22 protein-coding genes and 1 pseudogene are annotated in these 22,365 nt (G+C 70.8%); 16 read left to right on the forward strand and 7 right to left on the reverse strand.

Going from position 1 to position 22,365, the window contains the following annotated elements; genetic code table 11:
- Window positions 1–60 precede the first annotated feature (60 nt).
- The 3 genes from AB0G52_RS20885 to AB0G52_RS20895 all read left to right on the forward strand — a co-directional run bounded on the left by AB0G52_RS20885 (window position 61) and on the right by AB0G52_RS20895 (window position 1,488).
- A complete protein-coding gene (locus AB0G52_RS20885; protein ID WP_132890393.1) occupies window positions 61–396 on the forward strand; it encodes a YnfA family protein in 336 nt (111 codons plus the stop codon).
- Between the two features lie 142 nt (window positions 397–538).
- Complete coding sequence (locus AB0G52_RS20890; protein WP_132890394.1) at window positions 539–1,297, forward strand: SDR family oxidoreductase; 759 nt, start codon at window positions 539–541, stop codon at window positions 1,295–1,297.
- Entirely contained in the window at window positions 1,294–1,488 is a 195-nt protein-coding gene (locus tag AB0G52_RS20895) for a hypothetical protein (protein WP_132890395.1), read from the forward strand. Before AB0G52_RS20890 ends, AB0G52_RS20895 begins: the two co-directional genes overlap by 4 nt.
- 12 nt (window positions 1,489–1,500) lie before the next feature.
- Here the strand turns inward: AB0G52_RS20895 and AB0G52_RS20900 are convergent, their stop codons facing one another.
- The gene (locus AB0G52_RS20900; RefSeq protein ID WP_132890396.1) at window positions 1,501–2,694 is read right to left on the reverse strand and encodes an RtcB family protein; all 1,194 of its coding nucleotides are present in this window, start codon (window positions 2,692–2,694) and stop codon (window positions 1,501–1,503) included.
- Between the two features lie 228 nt (window positions 2,695–2,922).
- On the opposite strand from AB0G52_RS20900, the gene AB0G52_RS20905 reads away from it, so the two are divergent.
- The 3 genes from AB0G52_RS20905 to AB0G52_RS20915 all read left to right on the forward strand — a co-directional run bounded on the left by AB0G52_RS20905 (window position 2,923) and on the right by AB0G52_RS20915 (window position 6,267).
- A complete protein-coding gene (locus AB0G52_RS20905; RefSeq protein ID WP_361337768.1) occupies window positions 2,923–3,777 on the forward strand; it encodes a DUF3558 domain-containing protein in 855 nt (284 codons plus the stop codon).
- A 132-nt stretch (window positions 3,778–3,909) separates the two neighbouring features.
- The gene (locus AB0G52_RS20910) at window positions 3,910–4,812 is read left to right on the forward strand and encodes a DUF3558 domain-containing protein (RefSeq protein ID WP_361337769.1); all 903 of its coding nucleotides are present in this window, start codon (window positions 3,910–3,912) and stop codon (window positions 4,810–4,812) included.
- Between the two features lie 99 nt (window positions 4,813–4,911).
- A complete protein-coding gene (locus AB0G52_RS20915) occupies window positions 4,912–6,267 on the forward strand; it encodes a DUF2637 domain-containing protein (protein ID WP_361337816.1) in 1,356 nt (451 codons plus the stop codon).
- Between the two features lie 61 nt (window positions 6,268–6,328).
- On the opposite strand, the gene lysS is transcribed toward AB0G52_RS20915, so the two are convergent.
- Window positions 6,329–8,071 (reverse strand): lysine--tRNA ligase, encoded by a 1,743-nt coding sequence (gene lysS, locus AB0G52_RS20920; protein WP_361337770.1) that lies wholly within the window; start codon window positions 8,069–8,071, stop codon window positions 6,329–6,331.
- A 311-nt stretch (window positions 8,072–8,382) separates the two neighbouring features.
- On the opposite strand from lysS, the gene argS reads away from it, so the two are divergent.
- Window positions 8,383–10,143, forward strand: a complete 1,761-nt coding sequence (gene argS / locus AB0G52_RS20925; RefSeq protein WP_361337772.1) for an arginine--tRNA ligase — start codon at window positions 8,383–8,385, stop codon at window positions 10,141–10,143.
- A gap of 66 nt (window positions 10,144–10,209) precedes the next feature.
- Here argS and AB0G52_RS20930 read toward each other — a convergent pair whose 3' ends face one another.
- Window positions 10,210–10,650 (reverse strand): peptidoglycan-binding domain-containing protein, encoded by a 441-nt coding sequence (locus AB0G52_RS20930; RefSeq protein WP_132890402.1) that lies wholly within the window; start codon window positions 10,648–10,650, stop codon window positions 10,210–10,212.
- A 261-nt stretch (window positions 10,651–10,911) separates the two neighbouring features.
- Here AB0G52_RS20930 and AB0G52_RS20935 point away from each other — a divergent pair, with 261 nt between their 5' ends.
- From AB0G52_RS20935 to AB0G52_RS20960, 6 genes are all read left to right on the forward strand, one after another.
- Complete coding sequence (locus tag AB0G52_RS20935; protein ID WP_361337774.1) at window positions 10,912–11,742, forward strand: peptidoglycan-binding protein; 831 nt, start codon at window positions 10,912–10,914, stop codon at window positions 11,740–11,742.
- The gene (locus AB0G52_RS20940; protein ID WP_132890404.1) at window positions 11,739–12,602 is read left to right on the forward strand and encodes an XRE family transcriptional regulator; all 864 of its coding nucleotides are present in this window, start codon (window positions 11,739–11,741) and stop codon (window positions 12,600–12,602) included. Before AB0G52_RS20935 ends, AB0G52_RS20940 begins: the two co-directional genes overlap by 4 nt.
- 76 nt (window positions 12,603–12,678) lie before the next feature.
- Window positions 12,679–13,203 carry a PadR family transcriptional regulator gene (locus AB0G52_RS20945; protein WP_132890405.1) on the forward strand — a complete coding sequence of 175 codons (525 nt, stop codon included), beginning with the start codon at window positions 12,679–12,681 and terminating at the stop codon, window positions 13,201–13,203.
- Window positions 13,200–13,886, forward strand: coding sequence for an ABC transporter ATP-binding protein (locus AB0G52_RS20950; RefSeq protein WP_132890406.1), 687 nt, complete (start codon window positions 13,200–13,202; stop codon window positions 13,884–13,886). The genes AB0G52_RS20945 and AB0G52_RS20950 overlap by 4 nt, the downstream gene beginning before the upstream one ends.
- A complete protein-coding gene (locus AB0G52_RS20955; protein WP_361337777.1) occupies window positions 13,883–16,135 on the forward strand; it encodes an FtsX-like permease family protein in 2,253 nt (750 codons plus the stop codon). Before AB0G52_RS20950 ends, AB0G52_RS20955 begins: the two co-directional genes overlap by 4 nt.
- 31 nt (window positions 16,136–16,166) lie before the next feature.
- Window positions 16,167–17,369, forward strand: coding sequence for an acetylhydrolase (locus AB0G52_RS20960; RefSeq protein ID WP_361337779.1), 1,203 nt, complete (start codon window positions 16,167–16,169; stop codon window positions 17,367–17,369).
- 50 nt (window positions 17,370–17,419) lie between these two features.
- On the opposite strand, the gene AB0G52_RS20965 is transcribed toward AB0G52_RS20960, so the two are convergent.
- Window positions 17,420–17,647, reverse strand: coding sequence for a hypothetical protein (locus AB0G52_RS20965; RefSeq protein WP_132890409.1), 228 nt, complete (start codon window positions 17,645–17,647; stop codon window positions 17,420–17,422).
- A gap of 125 nt (window positions 17,648–17,772) precedes the next feature.
- A pseudogene (locus AB0G52_RS20970) lies at window positions 17,773–18,171 on the reverse strand (ATP-binding protein); the annotation flags it as partial.
- Between the two features lie 112 nt (window positions 18,172–18,283).
- Here AB0G52_RS20970 and AB0G52_RS20975 point away from each other — a divergent pair.
- The 3 genes from AB0G52_RS20975 to AB0G52_RS20985 are packed head-to-tail and all read left to right on the forward strand — an operon-like array spanning window position 18,284 to window position 20,173.
- The gene (locus tag AB0G52_RS20975; protein ID WP_361337781.1) at window positions 18,284–19,111 is read left to right on the forward strand and encodes a helix-turn-helix transcriptional regulator; all 828 of its coding nucleotides are present in this window, start codon (window positions 18,284–18,286) and stop codon (window positions 19,109–19,111) included.
- Window positions 19,108–19,353, forward strand: coding sequence for a DUF397 domain-containing protein (locus AB0G52_RS20980; protein ID WP_361337783.1), 246 nt, complete (start codon window positions 19,108–19,110; stop codon window positions 19,351–19,353). Before AB0G52_RS20975 ends, AB0G52_RS20980 begins: the two co-directional genes overlap by 4 nt.
- Window positions 19,354–19,399: 46 nt before the next feature.
- Window positions 19,400–20,173 carry a DUF4253 domain-containing protein gene (locus AB0G52_RS20985; RefSeq protein WP_361337785.1) on the forward strand — a complete coding sequence of 258 codons (774 nt, stop codon included), beginning with the start codon at window positions 19,400–19,402 and terminating at the stop codon, window positions 20,171–20,173.
- Between the two features lie 12 nt (window positions 20,174–20,185).
- Here AB0G52_RS20985 and AB0G52_RS20990 read toward each other — a convergent pair whose 3' ends face one another.
- On the reverse strand, window positions 20,186–21,391 hold the full coding sequence (locus AB0G52_RS20990; RefSeq protein WP_132890414.1) for a hypothetical protein: 1,206 nt from the start codon (window positions 21,389–21,391) through the stop codon (window positions 20,186–20,188).
- Between the two features lie 147 nt (window positions 21,392–21,538).
- On the reverse strand, window positions 21,539–22,345 hold the full coding sequence (locus AB0G52_RS20995) for an ATP-binding cassette domain-containing protein (RefSeq protein ID WP_361337787.1): 807 nt from the start codon (window positions 22,343–22,345) through the stop codon (window positions 21,539–21,541).
- Between the last annotated feature and the right edge of the window lie 20 nt (window positions 22,346–22,365).

Consider the following 22,365-nt stretch of genomic DNA (forward strand, 5'->3'; position numbering starts at 1 on the left):
GGCCCCCGCCGCAGGCGCCCTCCATGAGGTGACAGGGCCGCGAAGTGGCAGGCTGCTGCCATGCTGATCCTCCGCTCCGCCGCCCTGTTCGTCGTCGCCGCCGTCTTCGAGATCGGCGGCGCCTGGCTGGTCTGGCAGGGCGTACGGGAACACCGCGGCTGGCTCTGGATCGCCGGCGGCATCATCTCCCTGGGCGCCTACGGCTTCGTCGCCACGTTCCAGCCGGACGCCCACTTCGGCCGCATCCTGGCGGCGTACGGCGGAATCTTCGTCGCGGGCTCGATCCTGTGGGGCATGGCGGCGGACGGCTACCGCCCGGACCGCTGGGACATCACGGGAGCGGCGATCTGCCTGACCGGAATGGCGGTCATCATGTGGGCCCCACGAGGCCACTGACGCCAGCTGAGCGCCCCTTCAGGGGCGCGGGGAACTGCGCGAACGGCCCCCACCGACCCGCATCCGCCCGCTGCCTCGATCTGCACGGCGCCTAGACTCACCCCCAACAACCCGCACACGCACCCTCGCCGAGGAGCACCCCATGGCCCCGTCCCGCATCGCGGTAGTCACCGGCGCGAGCAGCGGAATCGGCGCCGCGACCGCCCGCAGCCTCGCCGCCGCCGGCTACCGCGTCGTCCTCACCGCCCGCCGCGAGGACCGCATCGAGGCCCTGGCCAAGGAGCTCACGGAGGCGGGGCACGAGGCCACGGCCTACCCCCTGGACGTGACGGACCGCGCGGCCGTCGACGAGTTCGCCACCGCGTTCACGTCGATCGCCGTCCTCGTGAACAACGCCGGCGGCGCCCTCGGCGCCGACCCGGTGGCCACCGGCGACCCGGCCGACTGGCGCACGATGTACGAGACGAACGTCATCGGCACGCTCAACGTCACCCAGGCCCTGCTGCCCAAGCTGGAGGCGAGCGGCGACGGCACGGTGGTGATCGTCTCCTCCACCGCGGGCCACGGCACCTACGAGGGCGGCGGCGGTTACGTCGCCGCCAAGCACGGCGCCCACGTCCTCGCGGAGACGCTCCGGCTGGAGATCGTCGGCAAGCCGGTCCGGGTCATCGAGATCGCTCCGGGCATGGTCAAGACGGACGAGTTCGCGCTGACCCGCTTCGGCGGCGACGCGGAGAAGGCGGCGAAGGTCTACCAGGGCGTCGCCGAGCCCCTGACCGCGGACGACGTGGCCGACACCATCGCCTGGACGGTGACCCGCCCGAGCCACGTCAACGTGGACCTCCTGGTCCTGCGCCCCCGCGCCCAGGCCTCGAACACCAAGGTCCACCGAGAGCTGTGACCCCGGAAGCCACGCCCCCGGAGGACGCCCCCGCGCAGGCCCTGGAGAACCTGGAGAAGTCCCTGGAACAGGCCCGCCTGGCCCAGGAGACGAAGGACGAACGCCAGGTCTGGTACTTCCTGGCCTACTTCCTCTTCGGCATCCACTTCCTCGCGTTCGTCATGATCTACGCGGTCCGCCACGCGAAGTGACGGACCGCGCGGTCAGCCCTTCACGCAGACGACCTGCTTGAGCTTGGCCACGACCTCCACCAGGTCCCGCTGCTGGTCGATGACCTGGTCGATCGACTTGTAGGCGCCCGGGATCTCGTCCACGACGCCGGAGTCCTTGCGGCACTCCACGCCCCGGGTCTGCTCCTCCAGGTCCCTCGTCGAGAAGCGCCGCTTGGCCGCGTTCCGGCTCATGCGCCGACCGGCCCCGTGCGAGGCGGAGTTGAAGGACAGTTCGTTCCCGAGCCCCTTCACGATGTACGAACCCGTGCCCATCGAGCCCGGGATGATCCCGTACTCGCCGGATCCGGCCCGGATCGCCCCCTTACGGGTCACGAGCAGGTCCACGCCGTCGTACCGCTCGCGGCTCACGTAGTTGTGATGGCAGCTCACCTCGGGTTCGAAGGTGACCCTGGCCTTCTTGAACTCCTTGCGGACCACGTCCTTGAGGAGGGCCATCATGATCGACCGGTTGTGCTTCGCGTACTCCTGGGCCCAGTAGAGATCGTGCTCGTACGCGGTCATCTGCGGGGTGTCCGCGACGAAGACGGCGAGGTCGCGGTCGACCAGGCCCTGGTTGTGCGGAAGTTTCTGGGCCACACCGATGTGGTGCTCGGCGAGCTCCTTGCCGATGTTGCGGGAACCGGAGTGCAGCATGAGCCACACAGAACCGGCCGAATCAGTGCAAACCTCGATGAAATGATTTCCGCCGCCCAGCGTTCCCATCTGCTGACGCGCCCGCTCCGCACGGAACTTGACCGCGTCCGCCACCCCGCCGAACCGCCCCCAGAACTCCCCCCACCCGGTCGTCGCCAGACCGTGGAACTCCCCCGGCTCCACCGGATCCGCATGCATCCCCCGGCCCACCGGAATCGCCTGCTCGATCTTCGAGCGCAGCCGGGACAGGTCGCCCGGCAGGTCGTTCGCCGTGAGGGACGTCCGGACCGCCGACATGCCGCAGCCGATGTCGACGCCGACCGCCGCCGGGCACACCGCCCCGCGCATCGCGATGACCGACCCGACCGTCGCGCCCTTCCCGTAGTGGACGTCCGGCATCACCGCGAGGCCCTTGATCCACGGCAGGGTCGCGACGTTGCGCAGCTGCTGGAGCGCCACCTCCTCGACGGTCGCCGGGTCGGTCCACATCCGGATCGGCACCTTCGCGCCCGGCATCTCCACGTACGACATGACTTCCTCATTCCCCCGCGAACAGCACAACAAAAAGGACAGAACGAATAAATGACTTGAAACGCAAATGCATCGCCTAGGTCGCTGAAATCGGACAAGGGACCGGCGTTCACGGCAGTGCGTGCGATACACATTGTCTTCAGGGGCCGCCCCACTGCGGCAAGCGATTAACCGGTGGGGGCACGGGTGCAGGACCGAGCGACCCAGTGAACGGAAAGGAGCCTGACCGTGCAGCGGAAGGCGTACGTAACCGGCACCGCCGCCCTTCTCGCGGCGCTGCTGGCCGGCTGCACGAGCGGTTCCGGCGGCGGGGACGACACCACCGACAAGAACGCGGACACGGGCACCTCCACCGTCGCCGCCCAGCCGGGCAAGTACCGCACCCTGCCCGAGCCCTGCGGCGCGGTCAGCCACGACACCCTGGACTCCCTGCTCCCCGGCATCACCCAGATCGCCGACGCGGACCAGCGCGACAAGGCGTACCAGGGTGACGCCACCCTCACCTACGACACCGACCGCAAGGTCGGCTGCCGCTGGAAGGTCGAGTCCGCCGACGCCACGGACCGGCTGTCCGTCGACTTCGAGCGCGTGGTGTCGTACGACAACGCGGTCAGCGACGACAACGAGGCGCAGACCATCTACACGCAGCTGGAGACGGCGGCCGACATCCCCGAGTCGGCGCCCCCGACCGCGTCGGAGTCGCCGTCCCCGTCCGACTCGACGTCCGCGTCCCCCGCCCCTTCTTCGTCCGCCCCGTCGTCGTCGGCCCCGTCGTCCTCCGCCTCCGTCGACCCCGCGAGCGCCACCTCGGCGTCCGCCTCCGCGTCCACGGCCTCGGCCGACATCCAGCCCCGCGTCCTCACCGACCTCGGCGACCAGGCGTACCTCGACGACCAGCTCAGCGGCTCCGGTTCGACGGCCGAACAGCGGACGGTGACTGTGGTGTTCCGCACGTCCAACGTCGTGGTGACCATCGAGTACGAGGAGCAGCCGATGGCCACCGGAACGGTCCCGGACAGCAAGGAAATGCAGGACAGGGCGCAGAAACTGGCCGCGCAACTGGCCGAGGCCCTCAACGGCTGACGCCCCGGACACGCCCCGCGCACCGCGCCCGCAAAGCCCGTGAACCAAAACCGCACAGCTTCCTCACCGCGTACCGTGGCCCCTCGGACCCGATCCGACCGCAGGAACCCCGAACGTAAGAGTGAAGGAACCATGCAGCGAGTAGCAGTCCCGCGAGACGACCAGCGCGCCCGGAACGAACGGAACGCAGAGCGACGGGCCGGGCGCCTGCGCCGCTCCCTCGTCTGCGCGGCCGCCGTCCCCGCCGTGGCGCTGTTCGCGTCGGCCTGCTCCTCCTCCGGCTCGGGCGACGCGGCACAGGGCACCGGCGGCGGCTCCACGAACACCGCCACCGCGCCCGCCGGTGCCACGGCCGCCTCGCCGACCGTCCAGGCGGCCAAGTACCAGAAGCTGCCCGAGCCGTGCGCGGTGCTGTCGAAGCAGACGCTCACCTCGCTCGTGCCGCAGGGCGTGAAGTCGGGCAAGGAAGGCGCCTCGGACGACGTGGCCACGCGCGGCAGTTGCTCCTGGAGCAGCCTGGACAACAACGGCGTGAAGGGCTCCCAGTTCCGCTGGCTGAACGTCTCCTTCCTGCGCTTCGACTCGGACGCCGGCCGGGGCAGCGGCGACCAGCAGGCGGAGGCCTACTACACCAGCCAGGTGCGGGAGGCCCAGTCCGTGGCGGGCGCCAAGAACACCAAGTCGGAGCCGGTGAGCGGGGCCGGCGACCAGGCCACCGCGGTCCGATACGACCTGAAGAAGAAGGAAGGCGCCTTCAAGCAGCAGACGGTCGTGGCACGCGTCGCGAACGTGGTCGTCACCGTCGACTACAACGGCGCGGGTCTCGCCGGTGAGAAGACACCGGACGCCGACACGCTCACGAAGGCCGCGGTGCAGGCCGCGAAGGACGCGGTGGCGTCGGTTTCGACCGCCAACGGCGGTTCCGCGCCCGCGAGTTCGCCCTCCGCGACCCCCTCGGGGAAGGCCTCCGCGACACCCTCGAAGTCCCCCTCCGCCTCCGCCTCGCCCTCCAAGTCGTCAGCCAAGAAGAGCTGACCGGCACCACGTTCGCCGCACACATGTGCCACCCTGTTGCGCGCACCAACACGCAAGGGGAGGGGAGTACCGGTGGCCGCGCCAATGCAGCTGACCCGGATGCACCGCGTTCTCATCGGCGTGGTCGTGACCGGCGCGATGATCATCGCCGGCATCGGCTTCGCCGGTTCGTACGCCGCCGTCCGTGAGCTGGCCATCAAGAAGGGCTTCGGGAACTTCGCGTATGTCTTCCCGATCGGCATCGACGCGGGCATCTGCGTCCTGCTCGCCCTGGACCTGTTGCTGACCTGGATCCGCATCCCCTTCCCGCTGCTGCGGCAGACGGCCTGGCTGCTGACCATCGCGACGATCGCCTTCAACGGCGCGGCGGCCTGGCCGGACCCGCTGGGCGTGGGCATGCACGCGGTCATCCCGATCCTGTTCGTGGTGGCCGTCGAGGCGGCCCGGCACGCGATCGGCCGGATCGCCGACATCACCGCGGACAAGCACATGGAGGGGGTCCGCCTCACCCGCTGGCTGCTCTCCCCGGTCCCCACGTTCCTGCTGTGGCGCCGCATGAAGCTGTGGGAGCTGCGCTCCTACGACCAGGTCATCAAGCTGGAGCAGGAACGTCTCGTCTACCAGGCGAGGCTCCGCTCCCGCTTCGGCCGCGCCTGGCGCCGCAAGGCCCCGGTGGAGTCCCTGATGCCGCTGCGCCTGGCCCGCTACGGCGTCCCCCTGGCGGACACCGCCCCGGAGGGCCTGGCCGCGGCGGGCATCGAGATCCCGGTGCTCCTCCCGGCCCCGGCGACGGCCCCCGCCCCCACCCGGGCCCAGGGCCAGGCCCCGGAGGCACCCCAGGGCCGGCAGCGCGCCGCGCTGGTCCCGGCACCGGCACCCGCGCCGGAACAGGCGCCGGAACCGGAGCCGGAGCCCGATCCCGAGGTGAACCCCTGGCTGCACGCCAGGGATCCCCAGCAGATCGAGTACCACGGCGGCTACGACCCGACGTACGAGCCGCCCTACGAGCCGCAGTACACCGAGGAGGAGTACGCCGCCTGGCAGTACGAACAGCAGCAGCACCAGCAGGACCGGTACCAGCAGGACCAGTACCGGCAGGAGCAGTACCAGCAGGAGCAGCTCGCCCAGGAACGGTTCCGCCAGGAGCAGCAGCCCCAGGAGCAGCGGCCCGGCCCCGAGGAGTCGCCCTCGGAGACGACCGGAAGCTTCCCCATCCCCTCCGGCCCGGGCCGCACCCGTGAGCTCGGCGAGGGCGGCGGCACCGAGCCGACCGAGGAGGACTACTACCTGGTCTTCAAGAAGTCGATCGACGGCGGCTACCCCAGCTCCAGCCAGTTCAGGGGCGACGTGGAGGCCACCTTCGGCACCACGCTCCCGCAGCGCGAGGCCGACCGCATGGTCAACCGCTTCACGAACCGCCACACGGCGGAACTGCAGGACGACCACATCGCGTAGGCCGCACCACGGCATGAGGAAGGGGCCCTCCCCGGCGGGAGGGCCCCTTCCTCATGCCGGCCTAGGCTCCGAGCAGGTGCCGTACCCGGTCCTGCCCGACCGCGAGCAGCAGGGTGGGCAGCCGCGGCCCGGTGTCACGCCCCACCAGCAGGTGGTACAGCAGCGCGAAGAACGAACGCTGGGCGGTCTTGATCTCCGGGGGCAGTTCCTTCGGCGTCGCGTCCGCGGAGAACCCGGCCTGCACCTTGGGCACGCCGTACACGAGGTGGGTGAGCCCGTCGAGCGACCAGTGCTCGGCGAGCCCGTCGAGCAGCAGGCGTACGGACTGCTGGGAGGCCTCGTCGAGGGACTTCAGGAGCTCGGTGTCCGGCTCCTCGCGGACGATGGTCCGCTGGTCGGCCGGTACCTGGGTGTTGATCCAGGCCTCGGCCTTGTCGAGCCGGGGCCGCACCTCGTCCAGCGAGTCCAGCGGCTGATCCGGGTCCAGCTCGCCGAGGATGCGCAGCGCCTGGTCCTCGTGCCCGGCGGTGATGTCGGCGACGGAGGCGAGCGTCCGGTACGGCAGCGGCCTGGGCGTCCGCGGCAGCTCGCCCCCGGCCGTCCGCACGGCGCGCGAGTGCGCGGCGATGTCACCGGGCAGCGCGGACCCGTCGGCGACCTTCGCGTCCAGCTTGTCCCACTCGTCGTAGAGCCGCTGGATCTCCTGGTCGAAGGCGATCTTGAAGGACTGGTTGGGCCGGCGGCGGGCGTAGAGCCAGCGCAGGATCTGCGGCTCCATGATCTTCAGGGCGTCGGCCGGGGTGGGCACCCCGCCGCGGGACGAGGACATCTTCGCCATGCCGCTGATGCCGACGAAGGCGTACATGGGCCCGATGGGCTGCTGCCCGCCGAAGATCCCGACGATCTGGCCGCCCACCTGGAAGCTGGACCCGGGCGACGAGTGGTCGACGCCGCTCGGCTCGAAGACGACGCCCTCGTAGGCCCAGCGCATCGGCCAGTCGACCTTCCAGACCAGCTTGCCGCGGTTGAACTCGCTGAGCCGGACGGTCTCGGAGAAGCCGCACGCGGTGCAGGTGTAGGTCAGCTCGGTGGTGTCGTCGTCGTAGGCGGTGACGGTGGTCAGGTCCTTGCCGCAGCCGCCGCAGTACGGCTTGTACGGGAAGTACCCGGCGGAGCCGGAGGAGCCGTCGTCCTCGGCGGCCGCGCCCGAGCCCTCCTCGGCCTCCAGCTCGGCCTCGTCGACGGCCTTCTGCTGGGGCTTCTTGCCGGTCTTCGGCTTGGTCCGGTACTGCGCGAGGATCGCGTCGATGTCACCGCGGTGCTTCATGGCGTGCAGGATCTGCTCGCGGTAGACGCCCGAGGTGTACTGCGCCGTCTGGCTGATCCCGTCGAACTCCACGCCCAGCTCGGCCAGCGACTCGATCATCGCGGCCTTGAAGTGCTCGGCCCAGTTCGGGTACGCGGACCCCTGCGGGGCGGGCACGGAGGTGAGTGGCTTGCCGATGTGCTCGGCCCAGCTCTCGTCGACCCCGGCGATGCCGGCCGGCACCTTGCGGTAGCGGTCGTAGTCGTCCCAGGAGATCAGGTGCCGCACCTGGTACCCGCGCCGCCTGACCTCGTCGGCGACGAGGTGCGGGGTCATGACCTCGCGGAGGTTCCCGAGGTGGATCGGTCCCGACGGGGACAGCCCGGACGCGACGACGACCGGTTTGCCCGGGGCCCGACGCTCCGACTCCTCGATGACCTCATCCGCGAAACGGGAGACCCAGTCGGTGGTCTCGGTGCTCTGAGCCACGATCGGCACGTCCTTCTTTCAGACACGGCACAGCCGGTACGGTCGCACGGCTGACGGCCCCCATTGTCCCAGGGACCACGCCTTCCATGAAAACGCCATAATCCAAGAGCCCCGTAAGGACCACGGGGTTGCCTCACCCCCGGCCCCCTCGGCGGCGCAGCCGCTGCTTGGGGGCGCGGGGAACTGCGCGACCGGCCCCGACGCACCCGCACCCGGCCGCGCACCGCCCCCGCCCTCCCCGTAGCCGCAAAAACCCCTTTACCCCCCGTGAAATACTGGACCCGTCTACCCGCACCCACGAGGAGAACGGCTCCTACCCCATGGCCTCGGTCACGTCCCTCAGCGACTCCGTCAACCAGCAGCTCACCGACGCGCTCGCTTCCGCCCTCCCGGAAGCCGACGCAGTCGACCCCCTGCTGCGACGCAGCGACCGGGCCGACTACCAGGCGAACGGCATCCTCGCCCTCGCCAAGAAGGCCAAGGCCAACCCCCGCGACCTGGCCGCACAGGTCGTCTCCCGCATCCCCACCGGTGCGGCCCTGATCCAGGACGTCGAGGTCTCCGGCCCCGGCTTCCTGAACATCACCCTCTCCGACCGGGCGATCACCGAGAACCTCGCCGCCCGGTACGCGGACGGCGACCGCCTCGGCGTCCCGCCGAAGGCGGCCCCCGGCGTCACGGTCATCGACTACGCCCAGCCGAACGTCGCCAAGGAGATGCACGTCGGCCACCTGCGGTCCGCGGTGATCGGCGACGCCCTGCGCGGCATGCTCGACTTCACCGGCGAGAAGACGATCGGCCGGCACCACATCGGCGACTGGGGCACCCAGTTCGGCATGCTCATCCAGTACCTGATCGAGAACCCGGACCAGCTGTCCGCGGAGACCGACACGGACGGCGAGCAGGCCATGTCGAACCTGAACAGGGTCTACAAGGCGTCCCGGGCGGTCTTCGACACGGACGAGGAGTTCAAGGAGCGGGCCCGCAAGCGGGTGGTCGCCCTCCAGTCCGGCGACAAGGAGACCCTCGACCTGTGGCAGCGGTTCGTGGACGAGTCGAAGGTCTACTTCTACTCGGTCTTCGAGAAGCTGGACATGGAGGTCCGGGACGACGAGATCGTCGGCGAGTCGGCGTACAACGACGGCATGCCCGAGACGGCCCGGCTCCTGGAGGAGATGGGCGTGGCGGTCCGTTCCGAGGGCGCGCTGGTCGTCTTCTTCGACGACATCCGGGGCAAGGACGACCAGCCGGTCCCGCTGATCGTGCAGAAGGCGGACGGCGGCTTCGGCTACGCGGCCTCGGACCTGACGGCGATCCGCAACCGGGTCCAGGACCTGCACGCCACGTCCCTCATCTACGTCGTGGACGTGCGGCAGTCCCTGCACTTCAAGATGGTCTTCGAGACGGCCCGGCGGGCGGGCTGGCTCACCGACGACGTCACCGCGCACAACATGGGCTACGGCACGGTGCTGGGCGCGGACGGCAAGCCGTTCAAGACCCGTGCGGGTGAGACCGTACGGCTGGAGGACCTGCTGGACGAGGCGGTGCAGCGGGCCGCCCAGGTCGTCCGGGAGAAGGCGCAGGACCTCACCGAGGACGAGATCCAGGAGCGGGCGCAGCAGGTCGGCATCGGCGCGGTGAAGTACGCCGACCTGTCGACCTCCGCCAACCGGGACTACAAGTTCGACCTGGACCAGATGGTCTCGCTGAACGGCGACACGTCCGTCTACCTCCAGTACGCGTACGCCCGGATCCAGTCGATCCTCCGCAAGGCCGGGGAGGTCCGCCCCGCCGCCCACCCGGAGCTGGCGCTGCACGCGGCGGAGCGGGCGCTGGGCCTGCACGTGGACGCGTTCGGCGACACGGTCTTCGAGGCGGCGGCGGAGTACGCCCCGCACAAGCTGGCCGCGTACCTGTACCAACTGGCCTCGCTGTACACGTCGTTCTACGACAAGTGCCCGGTCCTCAAGGCCGACACCCCCGCGCAGGTGGAGAACCGCCTCTTCCTGTGCGACATGACGGCCCGCACCCTCCACCAGGGCATGTCCCTGCTGGGCATCCGGACGCCCGAGCGGCTCTGAGCGCGCGCCCCACCACGCCCCACCCCCGCACCGTCCGCGCGACGGATGGTGCGGGGGTGACGGCTGTCAGGCGGCGAAGCGCTTGAAGGCGGCGCGGGTGCCCGAGCCGGCGACGCCGTCGATGTCACCGGTGTAGCCGTAGTCGGCCTTCAGCAGGCGCTGGAGCGCCTTGATCGTGTTGGTGCCGGGGTCGCCGTCGATGGCACCCGTGTAGCCCCAGTACTGCTTGAGGCAGCGCTGGAACGCCTTCCAGCTGTTGGGGCCGAGCTGGCCGTCGATGCTGTCGGTGTAGCCCCAGTACTCCGCCAGGAAGTTCTGCACGTTCTTGGCCTCGGCGGTGGTCAGGCCGAAGTTCTCGTAGGAGGCCAGGGTGGCGGCCCGCGCGCTCACCGCGGGCTGCGAGACCGGCGCGGCGAAGCTGGTGCCGGCGGTCGCCAGGGATCCGGCGGCGAGGCCGGCGACGGCGGTGACGCCGACGAGGGTCCGGGTCAGAACGTTCGGTCGCATGCGTTCCTCTTTCAGGTCGTGGTCGGCATCCGATCCGTTCGGCGGGCCGGTGCCGCCACCACGGTGCGGGCCGCCCGGCCGGCCCCGCCACGGCCGCCGGCGAAGTGGCGGCCTGCTGGGACGTCACCCCCTCTGAGCTGCGCCGACACCCTCCCCCGGGACGGAGTGGCGGGACGGCCTTACAGGGGTGGCCATGCTCATGCAGAATGCGTCGGAAGCGGGGGCCGCTGACCACGGTTCGGGACCGCATCCGGGGGGGACATGTCGCGCTGGAAAGAACTGCCCGCTGAACTGGATCCGCGCGTGCGGCAGTTGGTGGTGCGTCTGCGCCGGCTGAAGGACCACAGCGGGCTGAGCGTACGGCAGCTCGCCGCGCGGACGGGGTACAGCGCCAAGTCGTGGGAACGGTATCTGGGCGGACGGTCCCTGCCGCCCGCGGAGGCCGTGGCGGCACTGGCCCGGATCGGCGGGGACGATCCGACCCGCCTGCTGACCCTGCGCGAGGTGGCGGCGGAGGTCTGGGAGCACGGCAAGGACCGCGGGCGCCCCGCCGCACCGGCCGCCGGAACACCGGCACCAGCACCGCCACCCGAGGCCCAGCCCGAATCCGATGCCGGGCCCGAGGCGGAGCCGCGTCCCGCCGCTGAGATACGGCTCTCCGTGCGGTCGTTGCGGATCGCGCTCGCGGCCGGGGTGGTGGCCCTGGTGCTCGCGGTGTCGACGGCCCTCCTGGTGACGTCGTGGTTCACCGGCCGCTCCGGCGCCGACACCGACCGGACGGCGCGGACGGCTCCGCTCGCCGCGTCGGCACCGGCCTCGCCACCCTCGTACAGCTGCCGTCTGCAACGGGTCGACGGCGCCTGGTACGCGGGCAACAGCCGGACCCTGGACGCCACCGTGGGGTACGGCCAGTCGGGGCCGGACGTCGTGGAGGTGCAGTGTCTGCTGCGCCGGGCGGGTGTCTCGCCGGGCGGCATCGACGGCATGTTCGGCCCGCTGACGCGGGGCGCGGTGGTGCGGTTCCAGAAACGGGCGGGGCTGATCGGCGACGGCATCGTGGGCCCGCGTACCTGGAAGGCGCTGCGGGGATGACCCCGGAGCGGACCCGGCTGGCCGCCTCGCTGAGGGAGCTGAGAGCCCGCACCGGCCTGAGCCTGGCGGCCCTGGCGACCAAGACGGCGTTCAGCAAGTCGTCCTGGGAGCGCTATCTCAACGGCAAGTCCCTGCCCCCGCGCGAGGCGGTCCGGGAACTGTGCCGACTGGCCGGCGAACCGGACGGGCGCTGTCTGGCGCTGTGGGAGATCGCCGAGTCGGAGTGGAGCGGCCGGGCGAAGGAGGCGGCTGCGCCTGCTCCTGCGGCGACACCACGGCCCCCGGCCACGGGCGCGTCGCCCACCGCGTCGCCCACCGCGGCGCCTGCCCCCGCCGCCCGGCTCGCCGGACACCGCAGTGTCGTCACCGTGGCGGTACTGGCGTCCGTGTGTGCCGTGGCGGTCGGCGCGGTGGCGGTGGCGGCCGCGCTGCTGCGGCCGGGCGCCGACGGCACCTCGCGCGCCTCCGCCGAGGCGCCCCCGCACCAGGACCCCGCGTCGTCCGCCCCGCGCTGCCGGGCCGCGACCTGCGAGGGCCGGAACCCGATGGCCATGCGATGCGCGGCCTCCCCCGTCACGCTGGCCACCCGTCACACGGCCGGCGACGCCTGGCTGGAGGTGCGCTACAGCAAGGAGTGCGGGACGAGTTGGGCGCGGATGTGGGGAACGCGGGTCGGTGACCGGCTGGAGGTGACGGCGACCGGCCGGGTGCACGGCGCCGAGATCAGAACGGCCGCCGACGCGGACGCGTTCGTCTACACCCCGATGACGGCGACCACCCCCGGAACCACGATCCACACCTGCTTCCGCCCGGCGGGGGACACCAAGGGGGAGGAGTGCGTCACCTCAGTGGCGCGGTGACGCCGAGGCGCACGGAGGACCAGAAAACTCTCAGCAGATATACACTCAGAGTATATCCCCGGTGTATGTTCCTCGCATGAGTGTTCCTCTCACCCTGTTGGGGCTGTTGGAGCGAGAGCCGAGCCACGGCTACGACCTCAAGCGCGACTACGACACCTTCTTCAACCGCGGCAAGCCGCTGCCGTACGGGCAGGTCTACACAACGCTCGGCCGGCTGGCGCGGGACGGGAAGATCATGGCCGGCGAGGCGGAGCCCGGGGTCGGCCCCGAGCGCAAGCGCTACGTGATCACCGAGGCCGGGGCGACGGAGTTCGAGACCTGGCTCACCGAGCCGGTCGCCCCCGAGCCCAATCTGCAGACCGTGCTGTTCACCAAGGTGGTGCTGGCCCTGATGCTCGGCCGGGACGCCCAGCAGTACCTCGACACCCAGCGGGCCGCCCACCTGGAGCGGATGCACGAACTGACCCAGCTGCGCCGCACCGGCACGCTCGTGGACGCCCTGCTCGCCGACCACGGCCTGTTCCACCTGGAGGCCGACCTGCACTGGATCGAGGTGACCGCGGCCCGGATGGACGCGCTCGCCGAGGAGGTGCGTCCATGACCGCCCTCATAGAGGCCCGCGCTCTCACCCTGTCCTTCGGCGAGACCCCCGCGCTGCGCGGTGCCGACCTGGCCGTGGAGGCCGGCGAGGTGTTCGCCGTGATGGGCCCGAGCGGCTCGGGGAAGTCCACCCTGCTGCACTGTCTGGCAGGCATCCTCACCCCGGACTCCGGCGAGGTGCACTTCGACGGACGCCGCATCGACACCATGAACGAGGCGGATCGCAGCGCGCTGCGCCGCGACGTCTTCGGGTTCGTCTTCCAGTTCGGTCAGCTCGTCCCCGAGCTGACCGCCGAGGAGAACGTCGCCCTGCCGCTGCTGTTCTCCGGCAAGCGCCGGGCGGCTGCCCTCGCCGAGGCCCGGCCCTGGTTCGCCCGGCTGGGCCTGGACGGCCTGGAGCGGCGCCGCTCCGGGGAGTTGTCGGGAGGTCAGGCGCAGCGGGTGGCGCTGGCCCGCGGCCTGGTGTCCCGGCCGAAGGTGCTGTTCGCCGACGAGCCGACCGGGGCGCTGGACTCGCTGACCGGCGAGCAGGTGATGGAGCTGATGGTGGACGCGGCCCACGAGGAGGGCACCGCCGTCGTCCTGGTGACCCACGAACCCCGCGTCGCCGCGTACGCCGACCAGAAGGCCATGGTCCGGGACGGCAGGTCCAGCCTGCTCACGACCGGACGGATGGCCTCGTGATCGCCTTCGCCGTCCGCCTCGCGGTCAGCGGCGGCCGAGAGGCGCTCGCCCGGCTGGCCATGATCGCCGCCGCGGTCGCCATCGGCGTCGGGCTGCTGCTGTCGACCTTCGCCAGCATGAACGCCGTCGAGCGGACGAACCAGCGGCAGGTCTGGCTCGACACCGGCGCCGCGAGCCGTACCGAGCGGGCCTCGGCGGACCCGCTGTGGTGGCGGCCGCACGGCGACTACTACGACGGGAAGTCCCTCACCGAGGTCGACGTCGCCGCGACCGGCCCGACCTCGCCTGTCCCGCCCGGTCTGACGCACCTTCCCGCGCCCGGCGAGTACTACGCCTCTCCCGCACTGGCCAGGCTGATCCGCGCCACCCCGGCCGACCAGCTGGGCGACCGCTTCCCCGGCCGGCTCACCGGCACGATCGGCGACGCCGCTCTGGCCTCCCCGGACTCGCTGATCGCCGTCATCGGCCGTACCCCCGCCCAGATCAAGGGCGCCCCAGGAGCGAGAGCGGTCACCACCATCGCCACCAGCCGGCCCTCCCCCTGTGACACCGCGTGCTGGGACCACGCGGTGCGCGGCGACGCGCTGACGCTCATCTCCTCCGTGGTGGCCGGGGCACTGATCTTCCCGGTGGTGATCTTCATCGCCACCGCGACCCGGCTGTCCGCCGCCACGCGCGAACAGCGGTACGCGGCGATGCGGCTGGTCGGCGCCACCCCCCGGCAGGTGTCGCTGCTCTCGGCGGTCGAGTCCGCGCTGGCGGCGGCCGCCGGGACGGTGGTCGGCTTCGGGCTCTACGCCGCGCTGCGCCCGCTGGTCGCCACCCTTCCGCTCACCGGGCAGCAGCGGTTCTTCCTGTCGGATCTGACGCTCAGCGCCCCGCAGGCCCTCGGCGTCGTCGTCGGCGTGCCGGTCGCGGCGGCGATCGCGGCGCGCCTCGCCCTGCGCCGGGTCACCGTCTCCCCGCTCGGCGTGACCCGCCGGGTGACTCCGCGGCCGCCGCGCGCCTGGCGGCTGATCCCGCTGCTGGCGGGACTGGCCGAACTGGCGTACTTCGTCTTCGTCGGTCATCGCCCGGCGACCGGGAACGGCCAGACGGCGGCCTACCTTCCCGGCTTCCTGGTCGTGATGCTGGGCCTGGTGATCGCCGGGCCGTGGCTGACCATGACCGCTGCCCGGGTCGTCGCCCGGCGCACCCGACGCCCGGCGGCCCTGATCGCTGTGCGGCGGCTCGCCGACGACCCGAAGGCCGGCTTCCGCGCGGTCAGCGGCCTCGTCCTGGCCCTGTTCGTGACCACCGCGACCGTCAGCATCATCGGCACCATCAACGACTACCGCGGCACGCTGGGCGGCGACCGGCAGACCCGGACCGTGGTGGAGGCCGGCGGCGACGGCGAGGCGCCACTGGCCGGGGCCATCCCGACACGGCTGCTCACCGAGGTCCGGGCGATCCCGGGCGTGCGAGGCGTGGCCGTCGTCCACGCCAACCCCGACGGCATCGGCAAGGTGGTGCATCGGAGAGTCCACCCGGGCGATCCGCCCCTGGACGCGCCGGCCCTGGTGACCTGCTCCGACCTGGCGGGGACTCCCATGGTGGGCCGCTGCCCGGCCGGCGCGAGCGTCACGGCCGTCGACTTCTACGCCTTCGTCAGCCTGCAGTCGCACCCGAGCCTGCCGTGGCCCGCCGCCGCAATCAGTACCGCAGCCGTCGCCAAGCTGCCCGTACAACTGGTCTACGTGGCCACCGACGGGTCGACAGCCGCCATGGAACGCGTTCGGACGCTGCTCACCACCGCCTATCCGCACCACCAGGCCCAAACGGTGGGCGACTGGGGCACCGACTTGCAGCAGGAGCTGGCCGGTTGGCGGCAACTGGCCGACGTGGTGCTGCTGACCACGCTGCCGATCGCAGGGTGCAGCCTGGCGGTGAGCGTGGTGGCGGGCCTGTCGGATCGCCGACGCCCGTTCGCACTGCTGCGGCTCACCGGTGCGCCGCTGGGAGTGCTGCAACGGGTGATCGGCCTGGAGAGCACACTGCCGCTGCTGGCCGTGGCCGCGATCTCGATCGGTACGGCCTTCGCCGCCTCTGCCCTGTTCCTGAAATCGCAGATGCGCTACGACCTGGTGTCACCGGGCGCGGCGTACTACGCGCTCGTCACTCTCGGCCTCGTCGCCTCGCTGGGCATCATCGCCTCGACTCTACCCCTGCTCAGACGCGTCACCGGCCCAGAGACCGCCCGCAACGGCTGACACGCCAGGAAACCCAGACTCTGGAGGATTCATGACCGTCACGGCTTCCGACAGCCGACAACCCATGACGCGCCGGCGCATGCTCCGGGCGGCGCTGACCGCTGGAATCGGGACCGCCGTACCGCTCGGCGCCGCGTCCCACGCGTGGGCGGCTCCGACCGCCTCCGGCCCGGCGCGACTCACCCTGCCCCCGCCCACCGGGCCTCATCCGGTGGGCACGGTGCCGCTGCACCTCGTCGACACCTCACGCCCGGATCCCGTGGCCGGCCCGGGGCGTCACCGCGAGTTGATGGCCAGCGTCTGGTACCCCGCCCGCGGGACGGTGGACCTGCCGCGCGCCCCCTGGATGACCGAGGGTGCGTGGCAGGCGTTCGTGACAGACGCCGGCTTCCCCCTCGACCCCGCCCTCGGCCCGCTCACCGCCGGGCACGTGGGTGCTCCCGTGCACCGTACGGGCCACCGCCTGCCCGTCATCGTGTACTCGCACGGCTCGGGCAGCCACCGCGGCGACCACACCGTCATGGTCCAGGAACTCGCCAGCCACGGGTATGTGGTGGTCACCGTCGACCACACCTACGACACGTTCACCGAGTTCCCCGACGGCCGAGTGGTCACCCCGGGCGACGTCCCGATGTTTCCTAGGGACTTCGCGGCGGACCTCCGGTTCCTGCTCGACTGCGTGGAGGGGGTCGCAGCCGGCCGCAACCCCGACGTCGACGGCAAGCCACTGCCCCAGGGTCTGCTCGGCGCCCTCGACCCCCGGCGCATCGGCGCGTTCGGCTGGTCGAAGGGGGGCACCGCCACCGCACTCACCATGCTCGTCGACCGGCGCGTCCGAGCCGGACTCAGCATCGACGGCCCGATGCAGCCGACCATCACCACCGATCTGGACCGGCCGTTCATGATGATGACCGCCGTGTTCACCCGGGCCGCCATGCCGGACGTCGCCGAGTTCTGGACGCACCTTCGCGGCTGGCGGCTCGACATCCAGGCCGACGGGGCCATCCACCACTCATACGGCGACAACGCGACGCTGATCCCGCAGGCGGGCAAGATCCTCGGCATGACCGACCAGCAGATCCAGGACTGGATCGGCACCCTCGACCCGGTCCGGTCGATACGGATCCAACAGGCCTATCCGCCGGCCTTCTTCGACCAGCACTTGCGGCACCGCGGGAGGCATCTCCTCGACGGCCCGAGCCCGGCCTTCCCCGAGGTGAAGTTCCTTCCATGACGCGTGCGCCACCGGGAGCCGGGCCGACCAACTGCTCACGGTGGCAAGCGTCAGAGACTGAGCACCACCCGCAACGCGACGTCCACGCGTTCCATCTGCTCGCCGGGAACGCCCCCGTGGGGAGCCAGGACCACGCCCCTGAGCGGAGTCGTCACCCGCACCGTCACCATCGATTCCCTCCGCTCTCCCGACGTGTCGAGCAGCGCGCAGAGGACCGCGCCGGGGCGCAGCTCGGCCACGTGGTCGGTCCACACCTGGCCACGCTTCAGATGCCGCACAGGTCGTCTCCGATACGGGCGCTGTCCTCGGCGTGCAGCGCCATCGCGTCTCGCAGCAACTGATCCCTTATGGCCCGGGCGACGGAGGCCGAGAGATTGCCGTCCGCCGCCTCACGCGCGGACTCGAACTCGGCCCACACCACCTTGCCGAGCTCCCGCTCCGCCACCCCCCACTTGTCGGCGAGGGCCCCGACCAGCAGCAGCCCGCGGCCGCCCTCGTCCGCGTCGTCCGACGGCTCTGGGGGCGTCGGCAGGCCCGGCCCGCTGTCGTGCACCTCGACGCGGACGGCCTCGCCGTCGTACCGCAGCCGCAGCAGGAAGCCGCGGCCGGGCGGTACCCCGTGCAGGAGGGCGTTCGTGGCCAACTCGCTCACGCACAGCGACATGTCGGCGGCGCGGGCCCAGTCCGCCAGACCCCAGCACCTGAGCGACTGTGCGGCGAACCGCCTGGCCGCGGGCACGGATCGGCGCTCCCGGGCGTAGAACTGTTCCCGGGGGTAGAGGAGTTCGTTTGCGTCGTTCACGAGACGAATGTCGCGCAGAGTCACTAACCTGATGCAGGGAGTGGACCCGTACGAAATTTTTGTACGGCTCCGAGCCGGTGACGTACGCGTGCCCCAGGGGATTGAGACCGACATGAGCGCGAAGAAGCCGCCGCGGCCGAAGAACCAGACGTCGTTGAAGATGCTCGGCAAGCAGCTGGGCACGGCCCGCCGGGCGGCCGGTCTGACCCAGGCCGAACTGGGCCTGCGGGTGGGCCTCGACGACCAGACGATCGCGTCCATCGAACAGGGCCGCCGGGCACTGCAACCGGACACGGCGGCACGGCTCGACGAAGTGCTGGACACCAAGGGGGTGCTGACGGCGGGGGTGGCCAACTTGCCCGACGTCGACCAGTTCCCGATGTGGGCCGAGCTGTACATGGAGCACGAACGCGAGGCGATCGCCCTGTCCTCGTACGCGAACCAGGTGCTGCCCGGACTCCTCCAGACCAGGGCCTACGCCGAAGCCGTCCTGCGCGAACGGGTTCCGGCCTACGACGAGGACGAGATCGAGCCGAAGACGACGGCGCGTATCGAGCGCCAGGACATCCTGCGCCGCAGGAATCCGCCGACCGTCAGCTTCGTCGTCTGGGAGCCGGTGCTGCATCTCGCCTTCGGCGGAACGGAGGTACGTATGGGGCAGCTCCGTCATCTTCGCGCCGCGGCCGAACTTCCATGCGTGTCATTGCAGTTCATGCCGACTTCCGCCGCCTCCCACGCGGGGCTAGCTGGCCCCTTCGTCCTCCTGGAGACGCCGGACCACCAGCACCTGGCCTACATCGAAGGCCAGCGCGGCAGTCAGTGGGTTTCCGACGCGGACGAGGTGTCCAGGCTGGCGCGCAAGTATGCGATGCTGCGAGCACAGGCCCTGTCCCCTCTGGAGTCGTACGGCCTGCTGGGCCGTCTGCTAGGAGACCCATGAGCACCGCACTTCAGTGGTTCAAGTCGAGCTACAGCAGTGACGAAGGCGGCGAGTGCATCGAAGTCGCCCTCGCCTGGCGGAAGTCGAGCTACAGCGGCAGCGAGGGCGGCGCGTGCGTCGAGGTCGCCGCCTGCCCCGACGTCGTCCACGTCCGTGACTCCAAGAACGTGCCCTCCCCCGACGCCCCGGCCCTCGCGGTCGGCCCCGCCCCTTGGGCCGCCTTCACCGCCGCCCTCAAGTGACCGTGTCCGGGGGCGTTGTCAGTGGCGGGCTCTACAGTTCACTGCCATGGCGACTCTTCCCAACCCGCTGCCCAAGCTGGCGACCGACCCGAGTGGTCGGTCCCTGGGGTTGCGGCTCCCGCCCGGGAGACTGATCGACGCGACGCTCTGCGGGCCCTGGCACGAACCTCTGTTGTGGTACGCCGGGCAGCCCGCGGGCCCCGGGACGTGGACGGCGCTCGGTGCGCAGGCCGGACGGGCGGGCCTGCTGCCGGTCCTCGTCGACGTGTCCGAGCTGGACGACTGGGACTTCGCGCCCGGCGAGACGTCGTACCCCGGGGACCACGACGCCGAGGACGTGCTGGAGGACTCCTGGGAGGAGGACCCGCCGGAGGGTGAGGAGTGGCCGGGGCTGGCCCCCGCCACCGCGCTGGTCGCCGCCCCGGACGCGCGGGCCGCCGAGGTCGCCGACGCGCTCAGCCAGGGGCGGCCCTGGCTGAAGGAGCCGCATCTGGCGCTGGTGCCGGCGCGGCGCAGCGCGGACATACCGGCGGCGATCGGCTGGAGCGGGCCGGTGAATTACGAGGAGGACGTGGCCCGGTTGTGCTCGGTGCTGCGTTCCTGGGAGGACCGGTTCGGGATACGGGTGGTGGCTCTCGGCCTGGACCACCTCGCCGTGTCGGTCGCCGCCCCGCCCACCGACCTGGACACGGCGGAGGCGATCGCCGCCGAGCACTTCGCGTTCTGCCCGTACGCCGTGCTGCCCGGCAGCGACGACACCCTCTCGTCGTACGCCGAGCAGCTGGTCGGCGAGCGGGTCTGGCACTTCTGGTGGGACTGAGCCAGGTGATGGCTATCTGACCGGAATGATGTCCACGTGCACCTTCGGACTGGCCGCTGCGCCATCAAGGTACGCGCCGAACTGCACGTCATATCTGTATTCGCTGCCATCGGCAGGAATTCCCCTGTGTTGAGCCATGGTCCTGGGGTCGGACTCGTCCTCCCCGATCGTCCTCGTCCCGCGGGCGAAGGACACCGTTCCCTGGGACCGGGTCCCCCAATCCCAGTTGCCAACAGTTGGGCTCGTCCCCTCCACGCGGTACTTGACCCGGTAGCATTCGTACGTCCTGGAGTCCCCTTGATGCTTCGGAGGCGGACATTGCACTGAGATCCCCGTATTCCACGTGCGATCCCATGGCCACACCGATTCTTTACGAAGCCCGCTGCCCAGCGATGTCACCCTGCTTTCCTGCGGTCCAGAAAAATACCACCGAACGCCGCTTTCTCCCTCGCTTGTCGCCATTCGGTCGGGCGGCCCGGTAGGAGGAGCGTTTTCATCCACTTCAGGGAAAACAGGCGCAGGGACGTTGAGCAGCGTGTCAGCCTGGAAATCGTACTCCACCCCCGCCTCGGGCTTGCTCGGCATCTGCCGCGCGAGCCTCATCCCTCCCCCGGGGGTGGGGCATTCCAGAATCCAACCCATCTTCACCACGACATCCGAGACGACGCTCCCCCTCACCAGCTTCAGGCTTCCCTCGCGCTCTTTCACCCACTCGTCGGAGACGGATTTCACCTTGAAATATACGGGTCGGGCGATGATGGTCTTTCCGATGAGGGGAATAATTTTGACCGTGTCGCTGACGCCGAAGGTGATCGTCTCTTTCTTGCTGACCGAATCGGCACTGCTCGCACCGAACCCGAGCAGGCTGGAGATCGCGCCGTCAGGAAGGGCAGGATACTTGTCCCTCAGGGCATCCTCCGCCGTTTTCACGGCGATTCCCACTACGGATTTGAGTGTGCTACGCCAGTCGTCATCACCACCGCCACCCACGGGGATCGTTTGAGTGGTGGACCGCTCTTCTCCGATCTTCAGCTCATGGGCCCCTCCTTTCACTTCGAGGACTTTACCCGCGTTCTCGACGTAAATGCCGTGCTTCTGGTAGAACGGCAGGGCAACCGCGTAACGGAGGCCGCTGTCAGGGATGTCGTCGGGGCTCGCGAACGAACCCGTGCCCATCCCGCTCACCCCGGGACCGTCGACAGTGTGCGACTCGTTCATTTCTTCGCTCTCTCTGGTGCCGAATGCAGTGCGACGGGAGCAGCACGGGGAAGTGCGCGTCAAGTCGCTGATACTGCAGGTTTTCCGCACGGTCGAGCGGCCGGTAACCGGTATACGAAAGGACCACTCTCCTGGGGGCCGTGTCGCCTAGCGGCCCGAGCGGGCGTACCACCGGCCGTCGTGGCGGCCCACATGGATGGGACGTCCGAAACAGGCCGTCATGTTGTCCGGGGTGAGCACGCCGTCGACCGGGCCGGACGCCAGCTCGCGGCCTTCCTTGAGCAGGAAGGCGTGGGTGGTGCTGGGCGGGAGTTCCTCCAGGTGGTGGGTGACCGTGACGGTGGCGAGGTCGGTGCGGTCTGCCGCCAGCCGGTGCAGGGCGTCCACGAGGTCCTCGCGGGACGGGAGGTCGAGGGCGTTGAACGGCTCGTCGAGCAGGAGCAGCGACGGATCGGCCATCAGGGCGCGGCAGATGAGGATCCGGGCGCGCTGGCCGCCCGAGCAGTCGCCGAACCGGCGGCCGGCGAGCTCCTTGCAGCCCAGCTCGGCGAGCAGGACGTGGGCGCGCTCGCGGGTCGCGGTGTCGTACTCCCGCCACAGCGGCTGCACCGTGCCGGTCGCCCCGGTGAGGACGACGGTGTGGGCGGTGGCGTCCAGCGGGACCTGCTGGGAGGCGGACACCAGGCCGACGCGCGCTCGCAGCTCGCGCACGTCGACCCGGCCGAGTCGGTCACCGAGGACCTCGACGGTGCCGGTGGTGGGGAACATGACCGCCCCGACGAGCCGCAGCAAGGTGGTCTTGCCGGCTCCGTTGGCCCCCAGCAGCGCCCAGTGCTCGCCGGGCCGGACCGTCCAGTCGATCCCGTCGAGGACGATCTCCTGCCCGGTGGTGCGGCGGTGGACGGAGACATCCGTCAGAGCGACGACAGCGCGGGGTTTCTGGGATTCGGTCACGTCGGCAGACTAGTGCTGTG

It is taken from the genome of Streptomyces sp. NPDC021562 (genome assembly GCF_040640875.1).
Classification (GTDB): Bacteria; Actinomycetota; Actinomycetes; order Streptomycetales; family Streptomycetaceae; genus Streptomyces.

What these genes read in the sequence shown, in the direction of transcription:
- AB0G52_RS20885 (WP_132890393.1), top strand. Translation starts at nt 61, where the DNA reads ATGCTGATCCTCCGCTCCGCCGCCCTGTTCGTCGTCGCCGCCGTCTTC.
- AB0G52_RS20890 (WP_132890394.1), top strand. Translation starts at nt 539, where the DNA reads ATGGCCCCGTCCCGCATCGCGGTAGTCACCGGCGCGAGCAGCGGAATC.
- AB0G52_RS20900 (WP_132890396.1), bottom strand. Translation starts at nt 2,694, where the DNA reads ATGTCGTACGTGGAGATGCCGGGCGCGAAGGTGCCGATCCGGATGTGG.
- AB0G52_RS20910 (WP_361337769.1), top strand. Translation starts at nt 3,910, where the DNA reads ATGCAGCGAGTAGCAGTCCCGCGAGACGACCAGCGCGCCCGGAACGAA.
- AB0G52_RS20915 (WP_361337816.1), top strand. Translation starts at nt 4,912, where the DNA reads ATGCACCGCGTTCTCATCGGCGTGGTCGTGACCGGCGCGATGATCATC.
- argS (WP_361337772.1), top strand. Translation starts at nt 8,383, where the DNA reads ATGGCCTCGGTCACGTCCCTCAGCGACTCCGTCAACCAGCAGCTCACC.
- AB0G52_RS20930 (WP_132890402.1), bottom strand. Translation starts at nt 10,650, where the DNA reads ATGCGACCGAACGTTCTGACCCGGACCCTCGTCGGCGTCACCGCCGTC.
- AB0G52_RS20935 (WP_361337774.1), top strand. Translation starts at nt 10,912, where the DNA reads ATGTCGCGCTGGAAAGAACTGCCCGCTGAACTGGATCCGCGCGTGCGG.
- AB0G52_RS20940 (WP_132890404.1), top strand. Translation starts at nt 11,739, where the DNA reads ATGACCCCGGAGCGGACCCGGCTGGCCGCCTCGCTGAGGGAGCTGAGA.
- AB0G52_RS20945 (WP_132890405.1), top strand. Translation starts at nt 12,679, where the DNA reads ATGAGTGTTCCTCTCACCCTGTTGGGGCTGTTGGAGCGAGAGCCGAGC.
- AB0G52_RS20950 (WP_132890406.1), top strand. Translation starts at nt 13,200, where the DNA reads ATGACCGCCCTCATAGAGGCCCGCGCTCTCACCCTGTCCTTCGGCGAG.
- AB0G52_RS20960 (WP_361337779.1), top strand. Translation starts at nt 16,167, where the DNA reads ATGACCGTCACGGCTTCCGACAGCCGACAACCCATGACGCGCCGGCGC.
- AB0G52_RS20975 (WP_361337781.1), top strand. Translation starts at nt 18,284, where the DNA reads ATGAGCGCGAAGAAGCCGCCGCGGCCGAAGAACCAGACGTCGTTGAAG.
- AB0G52_RS20980 (WP_361337783.1), top strand. Translation starts at nt 19,108, where the DNA reads ATGAGCACCGCACTTCAGTGGTTCAAGTCGAGCTACAGCAGTGACGAA.
- AB0G52_RS20985 (WP_361337785.1), top strand. Translation starts at nt 19,400, where the DNA reads ATGGCGACTCTTCCCAACCCGCTGCCCAAGCTGGCGACCGACCCGAGT.
- AB0G52_RS20990 (WP_132890414.1), bottom strand. Translation starts at nt 21,391, where the DNA reads ATGAACGAGTCGCACACTGTCGACGGTCCCGGGGTGAGCGGGATGGGC.